Origin of the sequence: Psychrobacter maritimus, from assembly GCF_029953575.1 — a bacterium.
Lineage (GTDB): Bacteria > Pseudomonadota > Gammaproteobacteria > Pseudomonadales > Moraxellaceae > Psychrobacter > Psychrobacter maritimus.
This window is the reverse complement of the sequence record NZ_CP124526.1, coordinates 1880484-1904239: the sequence shown is the minus strand read 5'-3', so window position 1 is coordinate 1904239 and position 23756 is coordinate 1880484. Positions and strand designations below refer to the sequence as shown.

Annotated in this window: 20 protein-coding genes and 1 tRNA gene; 9 read left to right on the top strand and 12 right to left on the bottom strand. The window is 42.7% G+C overall.

Features of this window, described 5'->3' with window-relative positions:
- Positions 1-11 precede the first annotated feature (11 nt).
- From QJS82_RS07940 to QJS82_RS07920, 5 genes are all read right to left on the bottom strand, one after another.
- Positions 12-1190, bottom strand: a complete 1179-nt coding sequence (locus QJS82_RS07940) for a multidrug resistance efflux transporter family protein (protein WP_201618800.1) — start codon at positions 1188-1190, stop codon at positions 12-14.
- A 123-nt stretch (positions 1191-1313) separates the two neighbouring features.
- Entirely contained in the window at positions 1314-2054 is a 741-nt protein-coding gene (gene queE, locus QJS82_RS07935; RefSeq protein WP_201618799.1) for a 7-carboxy-7-deazaguanine synthase QueE, read from the bottom strand.
- Between the two features lie 252 nt (positions 2055-2306).
- The gene (dapD, locus tag QJS82_RS07930; protein ID WP_201618798.1) at positions 2307-3128 is read right to left on the bottom strand and encodes a 2,3,4,5-tetrahydropyridine-2,6-dicarboxylate N-succinyltransferase; all 822 of its coding nucleotides are present in this window, start codon (positions 3126-3128) and stop codon (positions 2307-2309) included.
- 178 nt (positions 3129-3306) lie between these two features.
- Complete coding sequence (locus QJS82_RS07925; protein ID WP_201618797.1) at positions 3307-4245, bottom strand: alpha/beta hydrolase; 939 nt, start codon at positions 4243-4245, stop codon at positions 3307-3309.
- Between the two features lie 433 nt (positions 4246-4678).
- A tRNA-Asn gene (locus QJS82_RS07920) sits at positions 4679-4754 on the bottom strand.
- Between the two features lie 359 nt (positions 4755-5113).
- On the opposite strand from QJS82_RS07920, the gene QJS82_RS07915 reads away from it, so the two are divergent.
- The 3 genes from QJS82_RS07915 to QJS82_RS07905 all read left to right on the top strand — a co-directional run bounded on the left by QJS82_RS07915 (position 5114) and on the right by QJS82_RS07905 (position 7841).
- Positions 5114-5656, top strand: a complete 543-nt coding sequence (locus QJS82_RS07915; RefSeq protein WP_201562794.1) for an acyl-CoA thioesterase — start codon at positions 5114-5116, stop codon at positions 5654-5656.
- A gap of 301 nt (positions 5657-5957) precedes the next feature.
- The gene (locus QJS82_RS07910) at positions 5958-7046 is read left to right on the top strand and encodes a cation diffusion facilitator family transporter (protein WP_201618796.1); all 1089 of its coding nucleotides are present in this window, start codon (positions 5958-5960) and stop codon (positions 7044-7046) included.
- Between the two features lie 105 nt (positions 7047-7151).
- Positions 7152-7841: a DUF2059 domain-containing protein gene (locus QJS82_RS07905; protein WP_227670368.1), complete on the top strand. Its 690-nt coding sequence runs from the start codon at positions 7152-7154 to the stop codon at positions 7839-7841.
- A 144-nt stretch (positions 7842-7985) separates the two neighbouring features.
- Here the strand turns inward: QJS82_RS07905 and dps are convergent, their stop codons facing one another.
- Entirely contained in the window at positions 7986-8468 is a 483-nt protein-coding gene (gene dps, locus QJS82_RS07900) for a DNA starvation/stationary phase protection protein Dps (protein WP_193031191.1), read from the bottom strand.
- Positions 8469-9005: 537 nt separating this feature from the next.
- On the opposite strand from dps, the gene uvrB reads away from it, so the two are divergent.
- From uvrB to QJS82_RS07885, 3 genes are all read left to right on the top strand, one after another.
- On the top strand, positions 9006-11117 hold the full coding sequence (gene uvrB / locus QJS82_RS07895) for an excinuclease ABC subunit UvrB (RefSeq protein WP_201562790.1): 2112 nt from the start codon (positions 9006-9008) through the stop codon (positions 11115-11117).
- 226 nt (positions 11118-11343) lie between these two features.
- Complete coding sequence (locus QJS82_RS07890; protein WP_227670367.1) at positions 11344-12429, top strand: pyridoxal phosphate-dependent aminotransferase; 1086 nt, start codon at positions 11344-11346, stop codon at positions 12427-12429.
- A 321-nt stretch (positions 12430-12750) separates the two neighbouring features.
- The gene (locus tag QJS82_RS07885) at positions 12751-13134 is read left to right on the top strand and encodes a hypothetical protein (RefSeq protein ID WP_201618795.1); all 384 of its coding nucleotides are present in this window, start codon (positions 12751-12753) and stop codon (positions 13132-13134) included.
- A 217-nt stretch (positions 13135-13351) separates the two neighbouring features.
- Here QJS82_RS07885 and QJS82_RS07880 read toward each other — a convergent pair whose 3' ends face one another.
- Complete coding sequence (locus QJS82_RS07880) at positions 13352-15037, bottom strand: alkaline phosphatase D family protein (protein WP_201618794.1); 1686 nt, start codon at positions 15035-15037, stop codon at positions 13352-13354.
- Between the two features lie 144 nt (positions 15038-15181).
- The gene (locus QJS82_RS07875; protein WP_201618793.1) at positions 15182-15568 is read right to left on the bottom strand and encodes a hypothetical protein; all 387 of its coding nucleotides are present in this window, start codon (positions 15566-15568) and stop codon (positions 15182-15184) included.
- 953 nt (positions 15569-16521) lie between these two features.
- Between QJS82_RS07875 and QJS82_RS07870 the strand changes: the two genes are divergently transcribed.
- The 3 genes from QJS82_RS07870 to QJS82_RS07860 are packed head-to-tail and all read left to right on the top strand — an operon-like array spanning position 16522 to position 20165.
- Positions 16522-17553: a TAXI family TRAP transporter solute-binding subunit gene (locus QJS82_RS07870; RefSeq protein WP_201618792.1), complete on the top strand. Its 1032-nt coding sequence runs from the start codon at positions 16522-16524 to the stop codon at positions 17551-17553.
- Positions 17531-18076, top strand: coding sequence for a DUF1850 domain-containing protein (locus QJS82_RS07865; protein ID WP_201618791.1), 546 nt, complete (start codon positions 17531-17533; stop codon positions 18074-18076). The genes QJS82_RS07870 and QJS82_RS07865 overlap by 23 nt, the downstream gene beginning before the upstream one ends.
- Positions 18048-20165, top strand: a complete 2118-nt coding sequence (locus QJS82_RS07860; protein WP_201618790.1) for a TRAP transporter permease — start codon at positions 18048-18050, stop codon at positions 20163-20165. The genes QJS82_RS07865 and QJS82_RS07860 overlap by 29 nt, the downstream gene beginning before the upstream one ends.
- Positions 20166-20256: 91 nt before the next feature.
- On the opposite strand, the gene QJS82_RS07855 is transcribed toward QJS82_RS07860, so the two are convergent.
- From QJS82_RS07855 to QJS82_RS07840, 4 genes are all read right to left on the bottom strand, one after another.
- Positions 20257-21096 (bottom strand): IS3 family transposase, encoded by an 840-nt coding sequence (locus tag QJS82_RS07855; RefSeq protein WP_281491693.1) that lies wholly within the window; start codon positions 21094-21096, stop codon positions 20257-20259.
- Positions 21084-21602 (bottom strand): helix-turn-helix domain-containing protein, encoded by a 519-nt coding sequence (locus QJS82_RS07850; protein ID WP_281490122.1) that lies wholly within the window; start codon positions 21600-21602, stop codon positions 21084-21086. The genes QJS82_RS07855 and QJS82_RS07850 overlap by 13 nt, the downstream gene beginning before the upstream one ends.
- 106 nt (positions 21603-21708) lie before the next feature.
- Positions 21709-22752 carry a lipoyl synthase gene (gene lipA, locus QJS82_RS07845; protein ID WP_201618789.1) on the bottom strand — a complete coding sequence of 348 codons (1044 nt, stop codon included), beginning with the start codon at positions 22750-22752 and terminating at the stop codon, positions 21709-21711.
- A 213-nt stretch (positions 22753-22965) separates the two neighbouring features.
- Positions 22966-23376 carry a carboxymuconolactone decarboxylase family protein gene (locus QJS82_RS07840; protein WP_438656691.1) on the bottom strand — a complete coding sequence of 137 codons (411 nt, stop codon included), beginning with the start codon at positions 23374-23376 and terminating at the stop codon, positions 22966-22968.
- Between the last annotated feature and the right edge of the window lie 380 nt (positions 23377-23756).

The following is a 23756-nucleotide window of genomic DNA, read 5'->3' as shown; positions in this document are numbered from 1 at the left end:
TTATTTGAGCCTCAACCGTCTTTTGCAAACAATATAAGCCCTAGCATAATTAGCCCAATACCGACCAATCCCAATGCTGAGGGTAGCGTGTTATTCAACAATAGTATACCGCCAATTAAAGCAAAGATTACCTCGCTGGCTTGGGTCGAGTCAACGCCTGCCACTTCACTTGAGGTTACCGCTTGTTCACGGGCGTAAAGAAATATGCTCGTCGCTGCCACTCCAGCCAACAGTGCGACTAGCAAGGTGTTAAAAATTTGTGTGGTTGCGGGTGGCTCGGGATGTATAAGTACGCCTAAAACCACCCAGAACGGCAAGCTACCGAGGGTCATGAGCCAGATTTTGTTAAAGGCATTTTGTAGGAGTGTCGTCTCGATAGCCGGAATACGGGCAATGAGGTTTTGTAAGGTAGAGGCGGGCTTAGCTTCGATGGTAGGATTTGTATTTAACGTCATGCTATTATCTACCAGACTATTTATAGCAGTAGATAAATCGTAAGCTTCTGAGATAAGCGGTTGGTTGCTATGCTCGTGATGACTTTGTTCACTGTTGAGTTTCTTATCTTCTGTTACTTGTTGCATTTTAGCCCCATCTTTATGGGGATGGTGTTTGCGCGAGTTGTGTGAGACTTGCCAGACCAGCTGATTGCCGATTGGGTAACTAAAAGCCGCAATTAGCGCAGGTAGGGCACCGTAAAGCAGCATTTCTGCCATCGGCGCGCTATCAATATCGGCGAGGGCAGAGGCGCGTAAGCCTTCGCTGACATTGACCAATACCACTCCGATAAAGACCAAAAAGGCATAAATGATAAATTTCTTGTCAAACCTTTGTCCAAATGCCATTAATACAATAAGGCTTGTTACCACGGTAAACATAAAGGTAGCGGCAACGACCCAGCCTGCGACGTGGTCGCCCGCATAGCAAATGCCTGTATAAAATAACCCAAAGCCAATACTGCCGGTAAGGCACCAAAAGCCCCAGTGCTGACGAAAGATAAGCGCAAGCTCTTTGATGCGAGCAAAGCTATGTTGCAGGATAATAATGGCGGTAATAATCAGCCACATAAAGACATAGCGTAGGCTTGCTGACCAAAACCAATGACCACCGGCATTACTCATCAGCTCATTTAAAATAAATGTCGAGCTAAAGAACGCCCCCGCCAATAAGCCCAATAAAATCAGTTTGACCATTCATGCGTCCTTGCAGTTGGCTCGTTAGCTATTTAGAGTGTATTTATCTTTTATCTTTAGGTTGCTAATTTATCTTATCTACTTGGACTGTCGTTTTGCGTGACTTATGCAGATGTTAGACGGTTATTTACCTTTGGCATCGGCCCAAATAATCTTATGTAATTGCAATTGGAAACGTACCGGTAAGGCGTCTGCTAGCATCCATTCAGCCAGCTCGCGCGCCAGTACGGGCACCTCAGGGCTGCTCATTAATTCGCTATCGGCTACATCGTCTGCAACATTAAACATCGGTGAAAACCAAACCGTACCAACCAATTTATCCAGCTGATGTTTAAGCAGTTTTTCTTTCGCCCACTCATAATCAGCGCGGTTCATAATGACAAATTTGATTTGGTCGTGCGCCGTAAGATAGTCAAGATTTGACCAAAGGTTTTTATCGACTTCACCCGAGCTTGGCGTTTTCAGGTCCATCACTTTACTGACTGCGGGCGGCACATTTTCTACCGTCAGCGCCCCTGCGGTTTCAAGTGAAATCTCATAACCCTCATTTAACAAACGCTGCATTAATTCAATGGCATTTGGCTGCGCTAATGGCTCGCCACCAGTCAAGCAGATACGCTTACACGGATAGCTTTTTATGGTCGTGATAATGGCTTCTAATGACTGGCGTTCGCCGCCACTAAAGGCATATTCGGTATCACAATAGACGCAGCGCAGCGGGCAGCCGGTCAAGCGCACAAATATCGTCGGCAATCCTGAGGTCAGCGCTTCACCTTGCAGCGAATAAAAAATTTCGGTCAAACGTAACCCTGCTTCAGGGTCGGTGACAGGAATCAATGATGTGCGTAAAGATAACTCACTCATAATATTTCAAATACAGTTAGAGATTGATAATGCCGTGAGCATTTATCAAATAAAAAGGGTTTAATAATCTGTCTAACGCTAGGGGTTTCAGTGTCCAAACGAGATGCAGATTATAACGTAATGTCTTACATTAAGCTTGCCATTAAACTTGCCATTAAGCTGCTATTAACCTGCCATAAAGCATTAAAAAAGATGCTGGAGTCAGCCCCAGCATCTTTTATGATAAAAACAATTAACGTAATAAATAAAGCATTAGGCTAAACGTAATAACTCATTGACTGAGGTTTTAGCACGGGTTTGCGCATCGACTTTTTTTACAATAATCGCAGCATATAAGCTGTGAGTGCCGTCTTCTGATGGCAAGCTACCGGGCACAACGACTGAGCCTGCTGGTACACGGCCGCGATGAATCTCGCCCGTTTCGCGGTCATAAATGCGCGTTGATTGCCCGATAAACACACCCATAGAAATCACTGAGCCTTCTTCTACAATCACGCCTTCAACGATTTCAGAGCGTGCACCGATGAAGCAGTTGTCTTCGATAATCGTTGGATTGGCTTGTAGAGGTTCTAAGACACCGCCGATACCAACGCCGCCTGATAAATGCACATTTTTACCGATTTGGGCGCACGAACCAACCGTAGCCCACGTATCTACCATCGCACCTTGGTCGACATAAGCGCCAATATTGACGTACGATGGCATCAAGACGGCACCCGCTGCAATGTATGAGCCTTTACGAGCAACCGCTGGTGGTACCACGCGTACGCCGGCTTCTTTAAACTGCGCTTCTGTCCAGTTGGCAAACTTCGTTGGCACCTTGTCATAGAACTGCACGTGTTCGCCCGCAGCTTGGACATAGTTATCATTTAAACGAAATGATAATAAAACCGCTTTTTTAGCCCACTGATTGACCACCCATTCGCCATCTTTTTTCTCTGCCACACGCAAGCTACCGTTGTCTAATTGCTCAAGCACTTCATTGATGGTATCGCGTACGTCTTTTGGCATGGTTGCTGGGCTATATTCGTTACGATTTTCAAAGGCTTGTTCAATGGTTTGTTGCAATGACATAAATATTCCTAAAATTGATGGAAGGTAAATAAAAACGAATAAAAAGAACGATGCTAATAAAGTGAATAAAAGCGTTTTAACTAAAAAACGGGCTTGCTGTATTGTCGCTAATTTGGCGGCTTTTAGCAAATAACTTAAGCGCCAGTAGCAGTGCTGTTATTGATGCTTAATGCAGTTATTAATTAGGAGTATGGCTAATTATCCATTCTAAGATGTCTTGATAAACCAATGTTTTATTCTGCTCATGAAGTGGCTCATGGCGCATATGCGGGTAAAGCTGTAGCTCGACATCACTAAAGTTCTGTTTTTCTAAACGGCTGGCAATTTTGCGAATGCCTTTGCCCATATCGCCAATAGGATCGTTCTCACCACTGACCAATAATATAGGAAAGCCTTTGGCAATCGTGGTCGCCCAGTTTTTATTGAGACCAGCGTCCATTAAGGTGAACAAGGTCAAAAAGCCATTGTTGGTAAAGTCAAAACCCGTCAATGGATCGGCTTCGTACGCTTCGATAGCCGCAGGATCTTCATTTAGCCACGCAAATTCCGAAGTAGAAATACGATTATCAAGCTTACTATTGAGCACTTTATTCATCACGTTGGCAAAGACAGTATTTGGCTTTCTAGGAGCGGCTTTCGCTAAGATTCTATTAATCGGCAACAGCACTTTGGTCAATGGATTGGCGTCAGCCGTGCCCATTAGAATTGCACCAGTAAAGTTCTGTGCATGATGCTTGAGGACGTTACGCACAATAAACGAGCCCATCGAGTGACCCATGACAAAATGCGGTACGTTAGGATGGCGCGCCTTTAGGCTGTCTGCCATGATAATAACGTCTTTTAACAATGACTGTACCGGATGCTCTTCAGCAAAAAAACCCAAATCATCGGCTGATTTAACCGTCTGTCCATGACCAAGCTGATCATAAGTGGCAACCGCAATACCATTATCCGCTAAAAACTGCGCAAACTCTGCATAGCGTCCACTGTGCTCCGCCATCCCATGCACAATCAGCAAGGTAGCAGTAATCGCCGTGCTAGTATCGCTTGGCTCAAAAAAAGTATGGTGTAAATAATGAGTGTTATCAGAAGAAGTAATTTGTTCAGTGTGACTCATAAAAATCCAGTCCTTGAATGGTGAAGGGTTAACATACAGACAGTATATATAGGTATAAATATTTTATTATAAAAATAAATAATGGGGACGAACACTCTAATCGCCAAGCGTTACAGGGTCAAATTATTTGCTCGTTTAAGGTTATCGTACAATAGTCTGGGTATAAATGCTTTTAATTTATGTTTTGATGGTTAATAAAGGTCGAGTGGAGTGGGGCAAAATCTATTTGCGTGCATTGCATATATTTAAGAATGTAGCTGAGGTTATAAGCTCTGCAGAACTAAGAGAAATGGATACTAGATTAACGATTTTATGCTTTAGATATTTATAAAATGGAAAAACAGCCATAAAAAAACCCCCATCAAAGTGATGAGGGTCTTGGCAAATGCCATAATCGAATCAAAGATGACTCAAAAAATTTACTACTAAAATATGGCTCTCCAACCTGGGCTCGAACCAGGGACACACGGATTAACAGTCCGTTGCTCTACCAACTGAGCTATTGGAGAATAAGCGGTAAGTGTTTAATGGCTTACTGCGAGCTTAGAAAGTCTCTAACGAGTTCTTGCTAAGTGGGGCGTATTCTAGCAAAGATAAAAAATACGTCAAGCTTTTTTTGCATATTTAGCAAATATTGTTCTTTTACTTGCTAGATAAGCCCTTTTACAAGGGTTTTAGCCAAAAGTTAGCAATTGAGATATCCATAAAAGTTATATGCCTATAAATAAAATAACAGGCCAATACTGTGCTGAATCATTACCTTTTCATAAATAATATCTTCTAATAGGCATTTATTTGCGATTTATCAGAGGCTACTGTATAACGGACATTCAAAATAGATAGGTCTCTGATAACGGTAAGGAATATTATGTCGCAATACAATACCAGCTCCACTGCCAAAAGCGCCCCTTTAAACCATGAATTGTATATGTCAGTACTGATGACGCCTGATATGGCAAACTTTATAGGCAATGTGCATGGTGGTGATTTGCTCAAGATGCTCGATCAAGTCGCTTATGCTTGCGCGAGTCGCTATAGTGGTAGTTACGTTGTGACGCTATCGGTCGATCAAGTGATGTTTCGTGAGCCTATTTACGTCGGTGAGCTGGTTACCTTTGCGGCAAGTGTCAACTATGTCGGTAGAACTTCCATGGAAGTGGGTATCCGTGTGGAAGCAGAAGACGTGCGCGCCCGTACAATTCGCCATACCAATAGCTGCTATTTTACCATGGTGGCGATTGATGATAACGGTAAGCCAACGCCAGTCCCTGCGCTTGAGATTAAAAATGAGATGCAGCAATGTCGTTTTGATGCCGGCTTAGCGCGTAAAAACTTGCGTATGGAAGTCTCGCATCGTCCTAGCTGCGATATTAATAAGATGATTGGTGATAATTCAGATAGTAAGAGCTAAACTCTAATCACATGACGGACAAACCATGTCATCGAAAATGTATGATAGGCGAGTTTTCTTAGCATCGCTATATCGAGTAGGGTCCTCGTAAAATGGGAAACTCCCAAACCCTTAAAGCTATTAAGACCATCAAGACTTAAACAAAGTCTCACGAAAACCTTACTGACCAAGGCTAGGTTTTTGGTTAAATTTAATGGTAAACAAGGCAGGTAAATAAACAGTTAAAACCATTCATACTTATGGTTCGACTGTGTTATTTGACTGCTTTAACCCATTAAATAGACCATTGACCGAGACTCACATGAGTTCAAAACCTACAAAGTCATCAGAATCCCATTCTACAGAGCAATCAATACCGCAAACTGGTCGTGCGCGCGGCGTTGATAGCGTGCCCTTTGATACTACAAGCACTTCCTCCTATTCTGCAACCAATGCTGATAAAAAAGAGGATGACAAAAAATCTTCCTCATTACTCACTGTGCTGATTGCGGTTGGGGCAAATCTGATTATTGCGATTGCTAAAACGGTTGCGGCATTTATGACCGGTTCAGCTTCTATGATAGCGGAGTCGGCGCATTCGTGGGCAGATGCAGGCAATGGCACGTTGCTGATTGTGGCCGAGAAAAAAGCGGTTAAGCCTGCCGATAGGAGTCATCCATTAGGCTATGGTAAAGAGGCGTATGTGTGGTCGATGATTGCTGCCTTTGGCGTTTTTATGGCAGGTTCTATTGTCTCCATTTATACCGGTATTACCGAATGGAACGCGCCCGAAACCGAAACCAACTATACCATCGGCTTTATTATCTTAGCAGTGGCTTTTGTGCTAGAAGGATTCTCGCTGACGCAAGCTTATTTGCAAAGTAAAAAGCATGGCAAGGCCATCAATGTCAGCGCCCTTGGTTATGTTGTTGATACCTCAAACCCAACGTTGCGCGGTGTATTCTTTGAAGATTTAGCCGCGGTTATTGGCTTGGTGGTCGCGGCAGCGGCGATGGGTATGCATGCTTATACGGGACAGCCGTTTTGGGATGCGCTTGGGTCGATTGTGGTTGGTATCTTATTGGGTATGGTCGCCATCTTTTTAATCAATCGTAATCGCGACTTTTTGGTTGGCTATAAAGTCTCAGAAACAATGCATGACTACATATTAACTGAGCTATTAAATCATCCTGATATCGATAGTGTCTCTTATTTACACTTAGAATGGGTTGGACCCAAAAAAATATTTATGGTCGCCGCAGTAGACATCGCCGGTAACCAAAAAGAGCAGCAAATCGCACAAAAATTTGAAGATATTGAAAATCAGTTCCGTGCCAAGCCGCTATTTCAAGAAGCTATTATAACGTTGTCAGTGCCTAATGCTGAGATTTTACGCTTACCAAATAGCTGATACTGTTTAAAGCGTTCATTTGCTACTGAATATTAATAATTGAAAACTGATAGCCATAATATTTAAAAAATATAATACCGAAAACTATAATAATGAGAACCTAATATGAAACGTTTTAATAACGCTACGATAAAAAAATCACGCCAGCGTACTACCATTATAAATCCGTTACTTAGCTTGGTTGTGGTAACGCTGATGTCAGCTCCAATCGTAAATGCCAATGCAGAATTGATTATCCATAGCGAGCCCAATACAGTTAATAAGGACGTCAATAAGATTGCCAATCAGCATAATAATAAACAAGCACCGACCGATGTATCTATCATTAAGCTGATGCAAGTGATGCATATTGACGAGCAAATCGAATCTATCGTCAACGGCCAACAGGCAGCTATCGATGCCATCAATATGCAAACGCAAAATCAGGCTAAAAAGGGCAGCCAGCAGATAAATGATAAGTCATTAAACAAGCGTCAACGTCAGCTACAAGAGCAAATCCGAAGTGTTTTAGGTCAATATGCGAAGATTATGAGTAATGGAATAGGCGATGCGACAGACGCGCAAACCTTGACCCAAGCTTATATCAGCGCAGCGAAGACTTACTATACGCAAGCGGAAGTCGATGCCCAAATTAAATTTTACGACACTGAAATGGGTCAAAGTATCCTTGCCAAGCAACCACAAATTACCGCTGCCTTTTTACAGCAATCATTGCCTGAAGATACCAGTGAAACCGAAGCACAACTAGGCGAGCTGTTGCCGCAAATGAAGCAGATTATTAAAGGTATTTTTTAAACCGGTTATTTTCAAATCTGAGTTAAGCGTAACGCTTTTATATCAAATGACTGTATAAAACTAGCCCACATAAAAAAGGTCACTATTAAAGTGACCTTTCTATTTCTATAACTTATTATAATATTTCATTTTTCTATAAAATGCTTATTTCTTTGGCGCATTGGCACCGATAAACCAAGCATCTTTATCGACAATACGGCTAACTTCAGTCAATAAGTCGGCGGTATCCTCATCGCCCGCATCGCTAGCAACATCAATCCCTTCGCGCAATGAAGCGGCAATGGTTTTATAGCGGTTGGTAAGCTCGCGCACATGCTCATCCACTGCTGTAATATCAGTCGGGTAAGTCTCTAAAATAGAGTCCTCAACGACACGCTTAGAGATACCATTGGCTTTACCACCAAGGATAACAATGCGTTCAGCAACCGTATCATAAGCTTCTGTTAGGCGCTCATAAGTGTCATCTAATAGCTGATGCACCCCAATAAAGCCTGTACCTTGCAAGTTCCAATGGCACTGTTTGCTGTCCATGCTTAGGTCAATCAAATTTGCCAAGTTGGCATTCAATAAATCGACCATTTTTTTAGCTGTTTTGTCATCGATACCACTTGCGTAACGTTCTCTCATGTTTTTCTCCATTGTATTATTTTACTAAATTTATATCGTTAGTGAATAAGCCGTTAATGAATAAATTGTTATTAATATTTTACTAAATGGCTATTCATTAAATGCTGATTAGCCAATTTAATATTTACTAATCGTGTTGCTGCTTATATGCTGCTACTTACTTAATTCACTACCGATGATAACAGCTTAAATTCGCTATAGAACCCTTGCGCGTTAGGCTTTATTGAGTGGTCGTGTAATGAGTTTGTTAATCGTGAAAAGCTTTGTAAATTTAGCCGTCGCTCTGTGCGTTTTTTATAAATAAAGCATACTTATAGTGCAGGCAGTATTCTAGAAATACTCAGCCTAATGCTTCTGTCTTGGACGTTATTTGCTTATTTACACTGGGCTGACTTGACTCTTCACTTTGGCTTTTAGATAGCATGAACGTTAAAGGATAAACCCAGATATTATCCTTTAAAAACTGTAGTTTAGACCCCATATTGTTATAAACCTAAGCTCTTATAAGCTTTTATAAAAATCAGGAAGAAAACCATTATGCGAATGCCTGAACCGCGCTCGTCGCGTCAGTTAAACCAATTGGCCACTCAGCTCCAAGGCGAAGCTGAAATTAGTGGTGTCAATGCGTCTGGGACGCAAATATCGAGCCGCGCCTTTGAGATGGTCACCGAATTTGAGCCAGCAGGCGATCAGCCGCAAGCGATTGAAAAGTTAGTCAAGGGTATTAATTCTGGCATGGATGAGCAGCTATTACTCGGTGTGACGGGTTCTGGTAAGACGTATACCATGGCAAAGGTCATCTCGGAATGCCAACGTCCAACGATTATTATGGCGCACAATAAAACCCTTGCCGCTCAGCTTTATGGTGAGTTTAAAGCGTTCTTTCCGAACAATGCGGTCGAGTATTTTGTCAGCTATTATGACTATTATCAGCCAGAAGCCTATGTCGCCGCTAGTGATACCTTTATCGAAAAAGACAGCGCCATTAACGACCATATTGACCAAATGCGTCTGTCAGCCACGCGTGCGCTACTTGAGCGCCGTGATGCGATTATCGTCGCTTCGGTATCCTGTATTTATGGTTTGGGTGACCCGGAAAGTTATCTAAAAATGCTGCTGCATGTGGTGGTGGGCGATAAAATCGATCGTACTGCTACGATTAAGCGCTTGGTTGAAATGCAATATACGCGCAACGAGCTGGACTTTGGGCGTGGTACATATCGCTTGCGCGGTGAGCTGTTGGATATCTATCCTGCTGAGTCTGAGCAGCTGGCGGTACGTGTGCATTTATTTGATGATGAAGTGGAGAAAATCACTTGGTTTGACCCTTTAACGGGCAAAACTGTGCGTAGCGTGCCGCGTATTACCATTTATCCAAAATCGCATTATGTGACCCCGCGTAATAAATTGGAAGCGGCCAGCCATACGATTCGCGCCGAGCTTGAGCCGCGTCTTGAGTATTTCCGTGAAAATAATAAATTGGTTGAAGCGCAGCGTCTGAAAGAGCGTACCCAATATGATCTTGAGATGATTCAGCAGCTTGGCTACTGTAATGGTATCGAAAACTACTCGCAGCATCTCTCTGGTCGTCCATCGGGGGAGGCGCCGCCGACGTTGTTTGATTATATTCCAGAAGATGCACTGTTATTCCTCGATGAGTCGCATGTGACGGTGTCGCAAATCGGTGCGATGTATAAAGGTGATAGGTCGCGTAAAGAAAATCTTGTCAATTATGGCTTTCGCCTGCCAAGCGCGATGAATAACCGCCCGATGAAGTTTGAAGAGTGGGAACGTATTAAGCCCAAAACCATTTATGTCAGCGCCACGCCGGCACAATATGAGCTTGAGCATAGCGAGCAAGTGGTTGAGCAAGTCGTGCGTCCAACCGGTTTGATTGACCCTGAGATTGAGATTCGTCCGGTACTGACCCAAGTCGATGATGTGCTATCAGAGATTACCAAACGCCGTGAAAAAGACGAGCGCGTATTGATTACCACTTTGACCAAGCGTATGTCAGAGGATTTGACCAGTTATCTAAAAGAGTACGATGTCAAAGTCGCGTATTTGCACTCGGATATTGATACGGTTGAGCGTATGCAGATTATTCATGAGCTGCGTACTGGTGTCCATGATGTGTTGGTTGGTATTAACCTCTTGCGTGAAGGGCTTGATATGCCAGAGGTGTCGTTAGTGGCGATATTTGATGCGGATAAGGAAGGCTTTTTACGTTCTGAGCGTGCGCTGATTCAGACTATCGGTCGTGCGGCGCGTCATATTAATGGCAAGGCTATTCTCTACGCTGATCGCATCACACCGAGTATGGAGCGGGCGATTGAAGAAACCGACCGTCGCCGCGAAAAACAAGTCGCCTTTAACCTTGAGCATAACATTACGCCAAAAGGCGCACGCCGTAGTATCACCGATAAAATCGATACGGGCGAAGATCAGAATGCCAATGACAATCAGGTGATTCCTATCAAGAGCAATCTACCTGATGTCGATATCAGTATTTTACGCAGCCCTGATTTGCTCGCCAAAGAAATTAAACGCCTTGAGAAGCAGATGCAGCAAATGTCACGGGATTTGAAATTTGAAGAAGCGGCAAAAACGCGTGATAAAGTTTTGGAGTTAAAAGCGCATTTAATCTAATAGGTTCATTCCGACTGAATGTAAACGTAGAGAAGGTGAGTTGCATAGGTTGCAGCTCACCTTTTTTGTATTTAACACTTAAACCAAGAAGGCTTTTACCCATTAAAATTGATAACTAATAATTTGCCGTTAGATAACTTGTAATTATACCAAATGCCACTTAATATGATATTAAGCAGCTGCATGCGCTTTATTACTCACGGACGACTTAGGCGGACTATCTACCATGCATACCAGTACCCATAATAAAACCAATGAAATTAAAACCAATGAATTACTCAGATTAGACTTCAATGAAAACTCCTTAGGCATGTCAGACTCTGCCAAAGAAGCCATCCTCAATGCTTTAGGTGGTGCTGCTCGTTATCCCGATAAGCCGCGCGCTCAACTGCTGAGCAAAGTAGCCGAAATCAACGGCGTACCTGAAAAGCAGGTCTTATTGGGCAATGGTTCAATCGAGAGTATCAGGGCTGTCGTGCAAATGCTGTATGACAAAGCCTTGAAAACAGATAAAAGGTTTCAGCTAGTCATCCCAGACCCAACCTTTGGCTGCGCAGAGTTGTATGCACATTCTCTAGGCGTGCCAGTGGTCAAAGTACCATTAACTCACGATAACTATGATTTAGATTTTGACAACCTACAAAAAGCTGCCGCTGAATTTGACGGTATTAGCCTGTTTTATCTGTGCAATCCTAATAATCCAACAGCCATCATTACCGCGACAGATACGCTCAAAGCTTGGATAAAAAATGCACCAAAAAACCACTATTTCTTATTGGATGAAGCCTACTTCGGGTATGTCACAAACCCAAGTTTTGAGAGTGGTGTTGAATGGATAAAGCAAGGGCTATCAGATAACCTAATTGTCGTTCGTACCTTCTCAAAGTTATTTGGCCTTGCAGGTTTGCGCGTCGGCTACGCGATTGGACATCCGCAGATTATTGCAGAGATTGGGTCTTTAATGTCTACGGATAATATCAATGTGTCAGGTGCGGTTGCTGTAATCGCAACGCTCGAAGATGAGGCGTTTTTGGCGCACAGTTTGCAAACCACCAATCAAGCAAGGCAAATGATGGAGACGGCACTCGATGAGCTAGGACTGCGTTATTTGCCCTCGCAGACCAATTTTATTTTTTATGAAGTCAAGGGTGATGTGCAAACATACATAGATAGAATGAAAGAGCATGGCATCGCGGTCGGTCGTGAGTTTCCTTCTATTCCAGGTTTCAACCGTATTACCCTTGGGACACCCGAAGAGATGACGGTTGTTATTGACACGTTGCAATTGTTTCGGAAGCAAGGCTGGGTCTGAGTAAGCTAAATCGTATGATTTAATTCACCAAAAAGGAAAGCGGCTTAGACTGCAGCTTTCCTTTTTTATTTTTCTAATTTTGTTTTTCTCTAATGAATTTTATATCCCCTCGCTAAAATGAGCAGCATTTTTTACCAACAGCAAACGCAGCTTTACATATCCGGTCTTAAAAAATAGCACTACCTCTTATAGTCTAAGTAAACAAAGCATGACCTATTAGCCAATTAACCAATAACTAAAGGTTAGTGAAAGTTAAAAAAATAGGTCTGCTAATGGATACTTCATCATAATTATAATTTTGTAAATGCTAGGGATATAGAAATGTTCGATATAAAAGCGTTGTTAAAGCGCGAGGTAGAAAAAAAGCTTATTGATGTAGATGATTATATATTTATGCCTGAGCGCATAGAGATGGCACTCGAAGGTGGTAAATTAAACTGTGTGTTGAATAGTGATGGTCGCGTTGATGTTTTTTATACTAAGCAAGGGGTGACGGAAGTCAGTTCAGCGGCGCGTAAACACCCTTATACGCCGTTTGAAAAGGAGTTAAGTCATGGGATATACGATGATATTATTCGTGATTTGGTTAAAGCGGTGAATAAAGTCCTAGACGGAAAATCCAAATACTTTCATCATAGAGTGTTGCCTATAAAGACGCCGCAACTGCCAACGTCAACCATTATTAAAGAGGATAGCTCTTTTTAATTTAACGGATTCTTAGTGGCTGTTTAACGGCTATTTAGAATTATGGCTTTATAAATGGTAAGTAAAATATATTCAGTTAGGTTTTTTAAAGAGGGCGCGTTATATGCATATAACGCGCCCTTTTTATTGGGAATTTTCTTTATTAGGTGTTTTTTTAGTACACGCCATTACTATGAGCCATTATTATTTTAAATAGCAGATTGCTCTCGCCTATACTTTAACCAGCGCTTAGCGAGGCTGATTTTTTCATCGCTATAGAGGTGTCTTTACTGGCTAAAGCAGCCGTTTTAGTAATAGGGCGCGATTGACCACCTTCAACTAAATGATTGCTACTTGCTTGGGTTATCAGCCCTTTGGCATAACGACAGCGGTCATCACGCTTTTTTAACGTCTCGGTATAATACCACTCGCATTGCAAAGCCTGCTCATTGATGTCCAATAACATATAGCCATGGTCGGTTTGGTTATTGAATTTTTGATGTGGATTTTCTTCTACTCCTGCGCCACTTTCTGGAAAGGCTAAAGAGGTCAGGGCAGGGCAGACAAATTCGACCGCAATGGAGCCTTTACCAGTCGCTGGATTGTAGCTATTGGCATCAAAAGGATTTTGACAAACATCAAACGCAAATGAGGCATGATAGTCACCGGTTAAGACCACCGTATTATCGATGGCATTTTCTTCGATAAAGTCTAATAAACGCGTCCGCGCGCTGGCATAGCCATTCCAAATATCGCCAGAATTGGTCGCAGATGAGCCTTTAAAGGGCGCTAAAATGACTTGCTGTCCAAGGATTTGCCACGTTGCTTGCCGGCGTTTGCTCTCTAGCATCTTTAAATATAGCCAGTTTTCTTGCTCAAGCCCTAGCAGTTGACGTTCAGGCTCATTACTGGCAGCCGCATCAAGTTTTTCACGGCCAAATATGCGCGTATCTAGCATATTTAAATCAAACAATTTGCCAAACTCGAAACGTCTATAGATGCGTAATTGGCTGTCCAGCTCGTTACTACTGTCGTCGCGAATGGGCATCCACTCATGATAGGCACGTACGGCGGACATTTTACGTTCTAAATAACTGCCTTTGCTATCGGTGTGGAAGCGCGCGCCACCCTTCCATGAGTTATCTGCTATCTCATGATCATCCCAAACAGCTATAAAGGGATGCTGGCGATGACATTCTTGTAAATCAATATCGGTACGGTAGCAAGCATAGCGGCGCCGATAATCGTCTAAACTAATGATTTCGTTTTTAGGAAACAGCGTGCGTTCTTCTTTTAAATCGTTATCGCGATAAAAGCCTTCTGGATACTCATAGATATAATCACCTAAATGTATAACGGCAGATATGTCGACTTGCTTGGCGATATTGGCATAGCCGTTAAAGTAACCAAAGCCATAGTTCGAGCAGGAAACCACTGCCAAGCGCACGCGATCAACTTCGCTCGCTGGCAGGTCTGGGTGCGGTATGGTACGTGTACGACCGATAGGAGAGAGATAACCCAGTGCTTCAAAGCCATAGTAATAAGTGGTATTGGGTTTGAGGTTTTTAGGGTCAACTTTTACGGTAAAATCAGATGCGGCGCTGGCTTTTGCTCGCCCTTGAGCGACGATGTTTTTAAGCGCTGGGTCTGTTGCAATCGTATAAGCAACAGGGATACTAGAGGCCTCAATACTACCGTCGTTGGTAATCCGTGTCCACAGTATCACGCGATCATGTAGCGGGTCGCCACTGGCAATACCATGCACGAAAGGCGCTGCCCCTTGATAGCCTAAGTCGTCTAAATCATCAAGCTGATTTGGCGGCTTGACGTTATCGTCATCTGACGAACAAGCGCTCAGCTGCGTCAGTACCGTTCCGGCTACTGTTACCTGACCACCCAGTTTTATAAATGCACGTCTTTTCATGAGTCATCCTTGATATAGATTACAGATAAATTCCATTTATCCTTAATGATACTAAATAATCTATATGAATAGGCTGGGTTAAGCAATCGCTAACCCAGCCTATTTCGTTAAAAAACGCTCTTAATCGGTGACTTTATCAGTTGCTTATTTGACGATGCTGCTGTAGCAACTTTGCAGCGATTTTGCCACCACTCTAGCGACCAGCTGTGTGCGATAGCTGGCATCTATTGCAGCATTGCCAAGCTCGACGATAGTCACTTGCTGCGGTGCTTGCTCACTGACGCAGCCACAAACTCTCCCTTTTACTTCTTCTTCTTGGGCGTCAGTCATCGCCACACTCGCAATGCGCCACGCGTTTTGTTTTTCAATTTGGCTACGGCATTGATTATCAATGGCGGCTTTAAAGACATTCATACCAATCTCGTTTGCCGTGCCAATTGCCGTACCGGCATTAGAATTGACATCGGTTGTGGCACAGCCAGCTAGCGCAAATGTGGCCAGCATCATGGTTGAAGTAAGTAATTTTTTCATAAATTTTCCTATAAGGTTGTTCAGTATTATTGGCGGTCGTAAGCGCTATTTTTAGCTGCTTATTGTAGTGCGTAGCTATAAAGCGAATACAGCGTTTGCACTGTAGCATAATAGAGATGGATTTTGCCTTCAAAAAAATGAGTATGCAATAAAAAATATTGTCTAATTTAGGTGTCGTTATTCTGATAAAGGGCGGTTATATAAGCGGCATTAACGAAGTAAATAAATGGCTAGCAGTAGCGTTATAAGAAAAGTGCTATTGATATATTTTTTAATAAAATATGATGTTAATAAACATAGCTTGGCGCATTTTTATGAAAAGCAGCGCGGATAAAGGTTTACAACCCCGTCAAAATTTGTTTAAATCATTTATAATATGAAACTTAGTATCGCATAGCGAAACTATAGATATGGTTTCGGCTGTTGATATATAGTTAAAATACTATGAAAACGGTACAGTGCTGCTAGGGTTAATTATGCGCAGCCTCTGTCAGCGTAGACACAGCATGCCAGTAAAATCTATACCAGCAGCACGTGACAAAAAAGGTTTCAGTTGTGTTTAGGATTAACCATAGCTTTGGTACAGGGTATAGCTTAGATTTGGATTGCAACTTGCGATATATTGCTTAGCTCATTAAATATAGAGAACCATATCACTGGCTGTTTTTTGAACATAAGCACTCGCATCCATTAAAACATCGTAGCAATATATGACATGCCATGTTTTAATTGAGGAGACCCTAGGTTATGGAACGCTTAACTCCTGAGTTTATAGCGAAGGTCAGCGTCATAGACTGAGGTTGGTAGTCAACAAGAATGAGTTGCTACTACAGCTTTGTATTTAAGAACCATGTATTTAAGAACTTTGTATTCAAGAATCGTGTATTTAAGAACCTTGTATTCAAGTTTTTTTTATAAACCCATTTTGCTTTATTTTATCAAGGAAGAAAATAATGAAGTCTATTTATAAGATGCCTCTATTAGCCGCCATGATTGCAGCCAGTATGACTCTGGTTGCTTGTTCAGACAAAGCGCCTGCGGATAATGCCGCTACTGACAGTGCTGCTACCGACACTTCTACAGATACTGCCGCCACAGCAAGCGACAAGCTCGAAACCAAATTCGTCACCATTGCTACAGGGGGCGCCTCCGGTCCTTATAATATTATTGGAACGTCTTTAGCAGAGATTTATGCTAAAACCTTTGGTGTTAACGCCAAAACCCAAACGACAGGGGCGTCAGTAGAAAACGTCAATCTATTGACCCAAGGTAAAGTGGATATGGTGCTGGCACTTAGTGATGTCGTCACTGATGCGATAGAAGGTAAAAATGACTTTAAAGCGCCCATTACCAATATTCAGCAAATTGCTGTCCTATACCCCAACGTGATCCAAGTGGTTGCCTCAGAGAAGTCTGGTATTAAAAATATTGAAGATTTAAAAGGTAAGCGTATTGCAGTTGGCGATCAAGGCTCTGGTACAGAGGTCAATGCTCGCACCCTGTTAGAAGGTTTTGGTATCACTTATGATGATGTCAAAGTCGACTATTTAGGCTTTGCCGATGCAGCCGATGCGATGAAAGCGGGTAAAATTGAAGCGGCGTTTTTTAGTAGTGGCTTACCGAACTCTTCATTATTAGAGTTAGAGCAAGGCATCAAATTGCAGCTGGTCACCATCAATCAAGATAAGCTCAAAAAAATTATCGAAACCAAGCCTTACTTTAAGACTTTTGAGATTCCTGCCGGTACCTATGGTAATGCTGCTGCTATTCCAACCACAGCCGTCATGAATGCCTTATTGGTGCGTTCTGATATCTCTGAGGATGATGGCTATAAGTTGACCAAAGCGTTATTTGAAAACTTAGAGGGCTTGAAAAACGCTCACCAAGCGGCTAAAGATATCAGTTTAGAGACCGCTCAAGTCGGTATGGTAGCTCCTATTCATCCTGGTGCCAAAAAATACTATGATGAGCAAGCAGCCAAATAAACCTTTATGGTGGATAGCTGGCGCAGCAGCGATGGCTGCGCTGGTTTTATTGATAATATGGGCGATTTTTAGCCGCCAATCTGTCATTGAAATACGGGTAGCGGGCGTTACTGATAGCGATAGCTTGGTATGTTATTTTGTTGAGCCTGACTTTCAATTACGCTGGATTCATTCAGTAGAAAAACAGTGGTGGGAAGAGCAGTATCTTCGTGAAGCGGAGGGTTTACTACTAACCAATACCTATTTTCAAGCATTTGGTGCCGGTACGCCGTCTACCGAAAACGTTGCTCCTATCAAAAAGGATGGCTACGTCGGCTATCAAATCAACCAAAGGTTTCCCCATCTTAATTGGGTGGTATCAAGATTAACTCAAGGCGAAATTGATTATGCCGGTCAGCGTATTTTGATTCACCAATGGGTACCAGATTATTCAGAAGTAACTATTATGCCCAAGACTTATAGTCTAATCGATAGATTTAATAAGGATTTTTGTCATGAACTCCCAAGTGATGGATCACAATAGCGGGACTCCTATTTATAACGATGATGTGAATGCTAACGATGATGTGAATGCTAATGAAAATGCGATATTGGCACAGCAGACAAATGCGCATGTAGAGACTGAAGATTACGACAACGTTGATCCTAGTGTGACGCAAGCGATATTAGAAAAATATGATCGCGAGTCTATCACGCGTCATATTACCCAAGGCCCAGTGAAGTATATTATCGCTGCCATCTGCATCTTATATTCCCTTTTTCATTTATATATTACCTTTAACCCCATGCCGTCACTATTGCAGCGCTCCGTGCATGTGGGCGTTGGCTTTGCGTTGATTTTTTTAATCTTTCCTGCCAGTAAAAAAAGCAGTCGTAAGCGGGTAGCATGGTATGACTGGATTTGGTTTCTGTTGTCTTTATCTGGCATGACCTATCTGATATACGAGTACCAAGATATTGTCACCAGTCGCGGCGGCATGGCAAATTCGATCGATGTAATATTTTCTATTATCACCGTCATCTGCGTCCTTGAGGGCAGTCGGCGTATTACTGGCTGGATATTGCCCATACTGGCCTCTATATTTTTGCTATATCCCTTTGTCAGTCATCTGGACTTTATGCCGGATCGGCTACTCACTCGTCCTTATGATATGGGCGATATTTTTGGTCAATTATTCCTAAAAACGGAAGGATTGTATTCAGTCGCAATCGGCGCCTCAGTCACCTTTATCTTTTTATTCATCCTCTTTGGTGCATTTCTAGCGCGTTCTGGCATGGGTCAACTATTTAATGATTTGGCATTGGCGCTGGCAGGCGATAAAAAAGGCGGCCCTGCTAAAGTGGCTGTCATTTCAAGCGGCTTTATGGGCAGTATCAATGGTTCAGCCTTATCAAACGTCGTTAGTACCGGCGCGTTTACTATCCCATTGATGAAAAAGGTTGGTTATCATAAAGATTTTGCGGGTGCTGTAGAGGCAAGTGCATCAGTTGGTGGTCAAATCTTACCACCGATTATGGGCGCTAGTGCGTTTATTATGGCGGAAACCACAGGGCTACCGTATAGTACTATTGCTTTGGCAGCATTATTACCTGCTATCTTGTATTATTTGGGCGTTATCGCTCAGGTACATTTTCGTGCCGGTCGCCGAGACTTAAAAGGTATGGCAAAAGAAAGTTTGCCGCAGGTAAAAGAGGTATTAAAAGCGCGCGGTCATATGCTATTGCCGATTGTGTTTCTGATTTACTTATTGATACAGAATGTTCCTGTAGGGTATGCCGCGGCTTATACCATTGGTTTTACTGTCATCGTCAGTATGCTACGCAAAGAAACACGTATGGGCTTCAAGGATATTTTAGGTGCTCTAGAAGATGGGGCACGTCAGTCATTAGCAGTGATGGCGGCTTGTGCGGTTGTGGGTATCATTATTGGGGTCGTTAGTTTGACAAGCTTTGGTACGGTGATGACATCTTCGATTGTCACCTTAGGGGCAGGGTCGTTATTGCTCACCTTAATTTTGACCATGCTGGCTTCGATGGTGTTAGGGATGGGGTTGCCATCTATTCCTGCCTATATCATTACCGCAACGATGGCGGCACCCGCGTTGGCAGGGTTTGATATTCCTATTTTATCAGCGCATATGTTTGTCTTCTATTTTGGCGTGTTTGCCAATATTACCCCGCCAGTTTGTCTGGCCGCCTTTGCTGGTGCTGGTATTTCGGGCGGCGATCCGATGAAAACAGGATTCTTGTCATTAAAGTTAGCCTTAGCAGGTTTTATCGTGCCGTTTATGTTTATTTATAATCCTGCGATGTTGATGATTGACCCGACAGGTCTTGCGGTCACGGCGAAAGAGTTTCCATTACCACCTGTTATCGATATTATTATTGCCGTTGTAACGTCTGTCGTTGGTGTAATTGGACTTAGCGCAGCGTTAGAGGGTTATTTTAAAGGTGATATGAATGTCGTTACGCGCTTAATATTGGCGTTAGGTGCATTACTGCTGATTTATCCTGGGCTTATCACAGGTTTAATAGGGGGTGTTATAATACTCGGTATCGCGTTATTAAATATAAAAACCAGTAAGACGCCCGTGTTACCTCTAAACGTTTAACCTTATTTAGAGCGATAGTTTAGAGGCATAAAAAAGGGCGGATAGTAACTCTCTACTATTGAACTGACCCCCAAATATTGGACGGTTTAGTTTACCCCAAGGACTGAGTTCTGTATTGCACAGGACTCAGTCCTTTTAGTTTAAGTTGAATACGCTCATTATTATAATAATGCATATAGTCATGAATCTGTTGTTCTAACTGATCCATCGTTTTCGGTTTCTCAATATAAATCGTCTCGCACTTCAGCGTACCGAAGAACCCTTCCATAAGCGCATTATCTAAGCAATTGCCTTTTCTGCTCATACTTTGCTTAATGCCATTCTGTTTAAGCGTCGTGCTAAACGGTTTCATTTGGTAATGCCACCCTTGATCTGAATGCAGCATTAATCTCTTACCACGGCACGCCTTTGTCTTATTTAAAGCACTAGCTAGCATCTTACCAACTAAGTCATAAGTGGGTCTCTTTGAGAGCGTATAGCTGATGATCTCATTGTTATAACAATCGAGTATGGGCGATAAATACAGCTTATGATCACCCACCTTAAACTCAGTAATATCGGTGAGCCAGCGTGTGTTCGGTTTATCTGCATGATACTGGCGCTTCAAATAGTTCTTCGCAATCTTGCCTTGTTGTCCTTTGTAAGAGCGGTACTTCTGACGTCTTATCTTTGCGCTAAGCTTCATGTCATGCATCAGCTTAGCAATGAGCTTATGGTTATGATAAACCCCTAACTGCTTTAGCGCTGCCGTAACTCTACGATAACCATACCTGCCTTTGTGCTTGTGGTATATCTGAGCAATATGATGTTTTAAGTCTGCATATTTGTCTTTAACATCAAACTGACACCTATGGTAGTAAAAGACACTCTTAGCCATCTTAGCGATGTTTAGCAAAGCAGATAAAGGGTGCTCTTGTCTTAGTGCTTCGATGAGCCTTGCTTTTTGCCTGCTTGTTCCTCCGCTTTGAGCAAGGCATCGAGCTTTTTTAGGTAGGCATTCTCTGCACGCAAATATTCCAGTTCACGCTTAAGCTCTACTAGCGTCTTTTCATCATCTGGCTTGTCTGTAATAAAGGGTTTACTCATGGCGGTTCTACCTTTAGGTTTGGATATGAGGCCAGACATGCCGTGTAGTCGATAAGCTTTGTGCCAATGACTAATGAGCGCCGGTGAGCTGATGTTAAACTTCAGTGCCACCTCAGATTGACTTAAATCTTCTTTAAGCATGGTGGTTAGTACGTTAAGTTTAAACTCACTGCTGTATTTGGCCTTACTTGTCTTTGGCTTAATGGCTCTTATGCCACCGCTTTGGTATTGCTTAACCCATTTGAGTACAAACTCTGGATTGACGTTAAGCTTCTTAGCGGTGGCGTGACTACTATGGCATTGCCGATAGTATGCGATGACTTGCATCTTAAAGTCTAGATCGTAACGCATAAAAATACCCCCATAAGTTGTGTCCAACTTATGGGGGTAAGTTCATATTCGCCCTTTTTATATTTTAAGAGTCGTCATTCTACTTTAATATAATGACGAATTTCAATTAGCAGCCAAGTTTACCTTCTGCGGCCAAGGCTTTTTTGCTACGAATGGGTGCTGGGCAATCTTCGCCATAGTATTGACGATCAGCAAAGTAGCTTGAGCGCACCATAGGACCTGCCCAAATGTTAAAGAAGCCAATCTTTTTGCCATAGTCCATATAACGCTGGAACTCATCTGGATGGACATAACGATCGACAGGTGCATGGTCTTTACTTGGTTGCAGGTACTGACCAACGGTAATCATGTCGACGTTATGGGCTTTTAAATCGTCAAGCAATGCATAGATTTCTTCTTCGGTCTCACCAAGTCCAACCATAAAACCACATTTGGTGGCAATATCAGGACGGCGTTCTTTATACAGCTTAAGCAAATCGAGCGAATGCTGATAATCAGAGCCGGGACGGAAAGCTTTATATAAACGAGGCACGGTTTCGATATTATGATTAAAGACATCTGGCGCAGTTTCAGTCAATAAGTCCAAAGCGATATCCATACGACCACGGAAATCTGGCACGAGTATCTCAATCAAGCAGTTTGGGCTTAAAGCGCGAGATTCATTCAATACTTCAACGAAATGGGCAGCACCACCGTCTTTTAAATCATCACGGTCAACCGAGGTAATTACCGCATATTTCAGACCTAGACCCTGAATGGTCTCAGCGGTATGGCGTGGCTCGTCTTTGTCTAACTCATTTGGGCGACCATGACCGACATCGCAAAACGGGCAGCGACGGGTACAGATATCACCCATAATCATAAAGGTCGCCGTACCATCGGCAAAGCACTGTGGCAGGTTAGGGCAGGCGGCTTCTTCACAGACGGTATATAGCTTTTGCTCACGCAGAGTTGCTTTAATACGCGCCACTTCCGCAGGCGAGGACATTTTAACCCGAATCCAATCTGGCTTTTTCTTGGCCTCGACGGTCGGAATCACTTTAATTGGGATGCGTGCTACCTTGTCGTAGCCACGTAGCTTTTCGCCTTGGATGGCTTTTTTCGGTTTTGCACGGGCAGCGGGGACGTGGGTTTGTACGGCGTTTGTCATAATCAAATGTTCTCTTAACCCTTGATAGAATAAAGGTTTATGGCATTATTAGAATGTTTTATGAATGCAGCTATTATAGCAGATAACGGGTCAATATTTTTTAGGCAATCTTGTTAAGATAACTAAGAAAGCTACTAAGGATAAAAAGGCTTCCATGAATAAAAAAGCTTGCGTAAATAACAGGGTACTACGAAGCATACCTTTATCGTAGTTTTATTTATTGATATCAATGTCCATGTCATTTAGCACTTCTATGGCAGCGCGAAACGCTTCTTGGCTGGCAGGTGCGCCGCAATAAGGGAGGCTATGCATCAATACTTCTCGGATTTCAGCGACGCTAGCACCATTATTTATCGCCCCACGGATATGACCCTTTAGCTCAGCGGAACTTTTTTGCGCAATTAAAAACGCCATGGTAATCAATGAGCGGTATTTTCGTGGCAATACGGCGTCATCTTGCCACGTGCTGCCCCAAGCATGTTCGATAATCCAATCTTGTAAGGGCTGAGTAAATGGCGTCGCTGAATCAAGCGAGCGTTTAACATGCGCGGCGCCCATCACTTCAGTACGAACTTTTAGACCATTATCGTAATGAGCGTTATTGTCTTTTTCGCTCTTTTTCATACTGCTATTTTTTATACTACTATTGTCCATATTGCTATTATCCTTAATATTCACTCATGGCGTTTGTGTTATAAAACCCTGTATTAAAAAATCGTCTTAGAAAAAATATTTTAATAAAGTCGTAGACGTTTAGATAATAAGAGTATAGCAGTCGCGCCATTTTTATTTAACCGTCAATGTAGAAGTCTATGCAGAAACTAATGCAGAAATGAATGCAGCAGTCTATGCAGAAAAAGAGCAGGGCAAAAATGAGCGGTAAGGCGACAGGTTTGCTATTTAAGGGCGTCAATCATATTAGTTATGGCACTATTTTTATAATAAATGTCCAATATGGCCTTATTCTGCGCCTTTTCGCCGCACAGCCATTAACATTTTGAGCG

Coding starts and splice junctions, on each gene's coding strand:
- QJS82_RS07940 (WP_201618800.1), bottom strand. CDS start 1,190: ATGGTCAAACTGATTTTATTGGGCTTATTGGCGGGGGCGTTCTTTAGC.
- queE (WP_201618799.1), bottom strand. CDS start 2,054: ATGAGTGAGTTATCTTTACGCACATCATTGATTCCTGTCACCGACCCT.
- dapD (WP_201618798.1), bottom strand. CDS start 3,128: ATGTCATTGCAACAAACCATTGAACAAGCCTTTGAAAATCGTAACGAA.
- QJS82_RS07925 (WP_201618797.1), bottom strand. CDS start 4,245: ATGAGTCACACTGAACAAATTACTTCTTCTGATAACACTCATTATTTA.
- QJS82_RS07915 (WP_201562794.1), top strand. CDS start 5,114: ATGTCGCAATACAATACCAGCTCCACTGCCAAAAGCGCCCCTTTAAAC.
- QJS82_RS07910 (WP_201618796.1), top strand. CDS start 5,958: ATGAGTTCAAAACCTACAAAGTCATCAGAATCCCATTCTACAGAGCAA.
- QJS82_RS07905 (WP_227670368.1), top strand. CDS start 7,152: ATGAAACGTTTTAATAACGCTACGATAAAAAAATCACGCCAGCGTACT.
- dps (WP_193031191.1), bottom strand. CDS start 8,468: ATGAGAGAACGTTACGCAAGTGGTATCGATGACAAAACAGCTAAAAAA.
- uvrB (WP_201562790.1), top strand. CDS start 9,006: ATGCGAATGCCTGAACCGCGCTCGTCGCGTCAGTTAAACCAATTGGCC.
- QJS82_RS07890 (WP_227670367.1), top strand. CDS start 11,344: ATGCATACCAGTACCCATAATAAAACCAATGAAATTAAAACCAATGAA.
- QJS82_RS07885 (WP_201618795.1), top strand. CDS start 12,751: ATGTTCGATATAAAAGCGTTGTTAAAGCGCGAGGTAGAAAAAAAGCTT.
- QJS82_RS07880 (WP_201618794.1), bottom strand. CDS start 15,037: ATGAAAAGACGTGCATTTATAAAACTGGGTGGTCAGGTAACAGTAGCC.
- QJS82_RS07875 (WP_201618793.1), bottom strand. CDS start 15,568: ATGAAAAAATTACTTACTTCAACCATGATGCTGGCCACATTTGCGCTA.
- QJS82_RS07870 (WP_201618792.1), top strand. CDS start 16,522: ATGAAGTCTATTTATAAGATGCCTCTATTAGCCGCCATGATTGCAGCC.
- QJS82_RS07865 (WP_201618791.1), top strand. CDS start 17,531: ATGATGAGCAAGCAGCCAAATAAACCTTTATGGTGGATAGCTGGCGCA.
- QJS82_RS07860 (WP_201618790.1), top strand. CDS start 18,048: ATGAACTCCCAAGTGATGGATCACAATAGCGGGACTCCTATTTATAAC.
- QJS82_RS07850 (WP_281490122.1), bottom strand. CDS start 21,602: ATGCGTTACGATCTAGACTTTAAGATGCAAGTCATCGCATACTATCGG.
- lipA (WP_201618789.1), bottom strand. CDS start 22,752: ATGACAAACGCCGTACAAACCCACGTCCCCGCTGCCCGTGCAAAACCG.
- QJS82_RS07840 (WP_438656691.1), bottom strand. CDS start 23,376: ATGAAAAAGAGCGAAAAAGACAATAACGCTCATTACGATAATGGTCTA.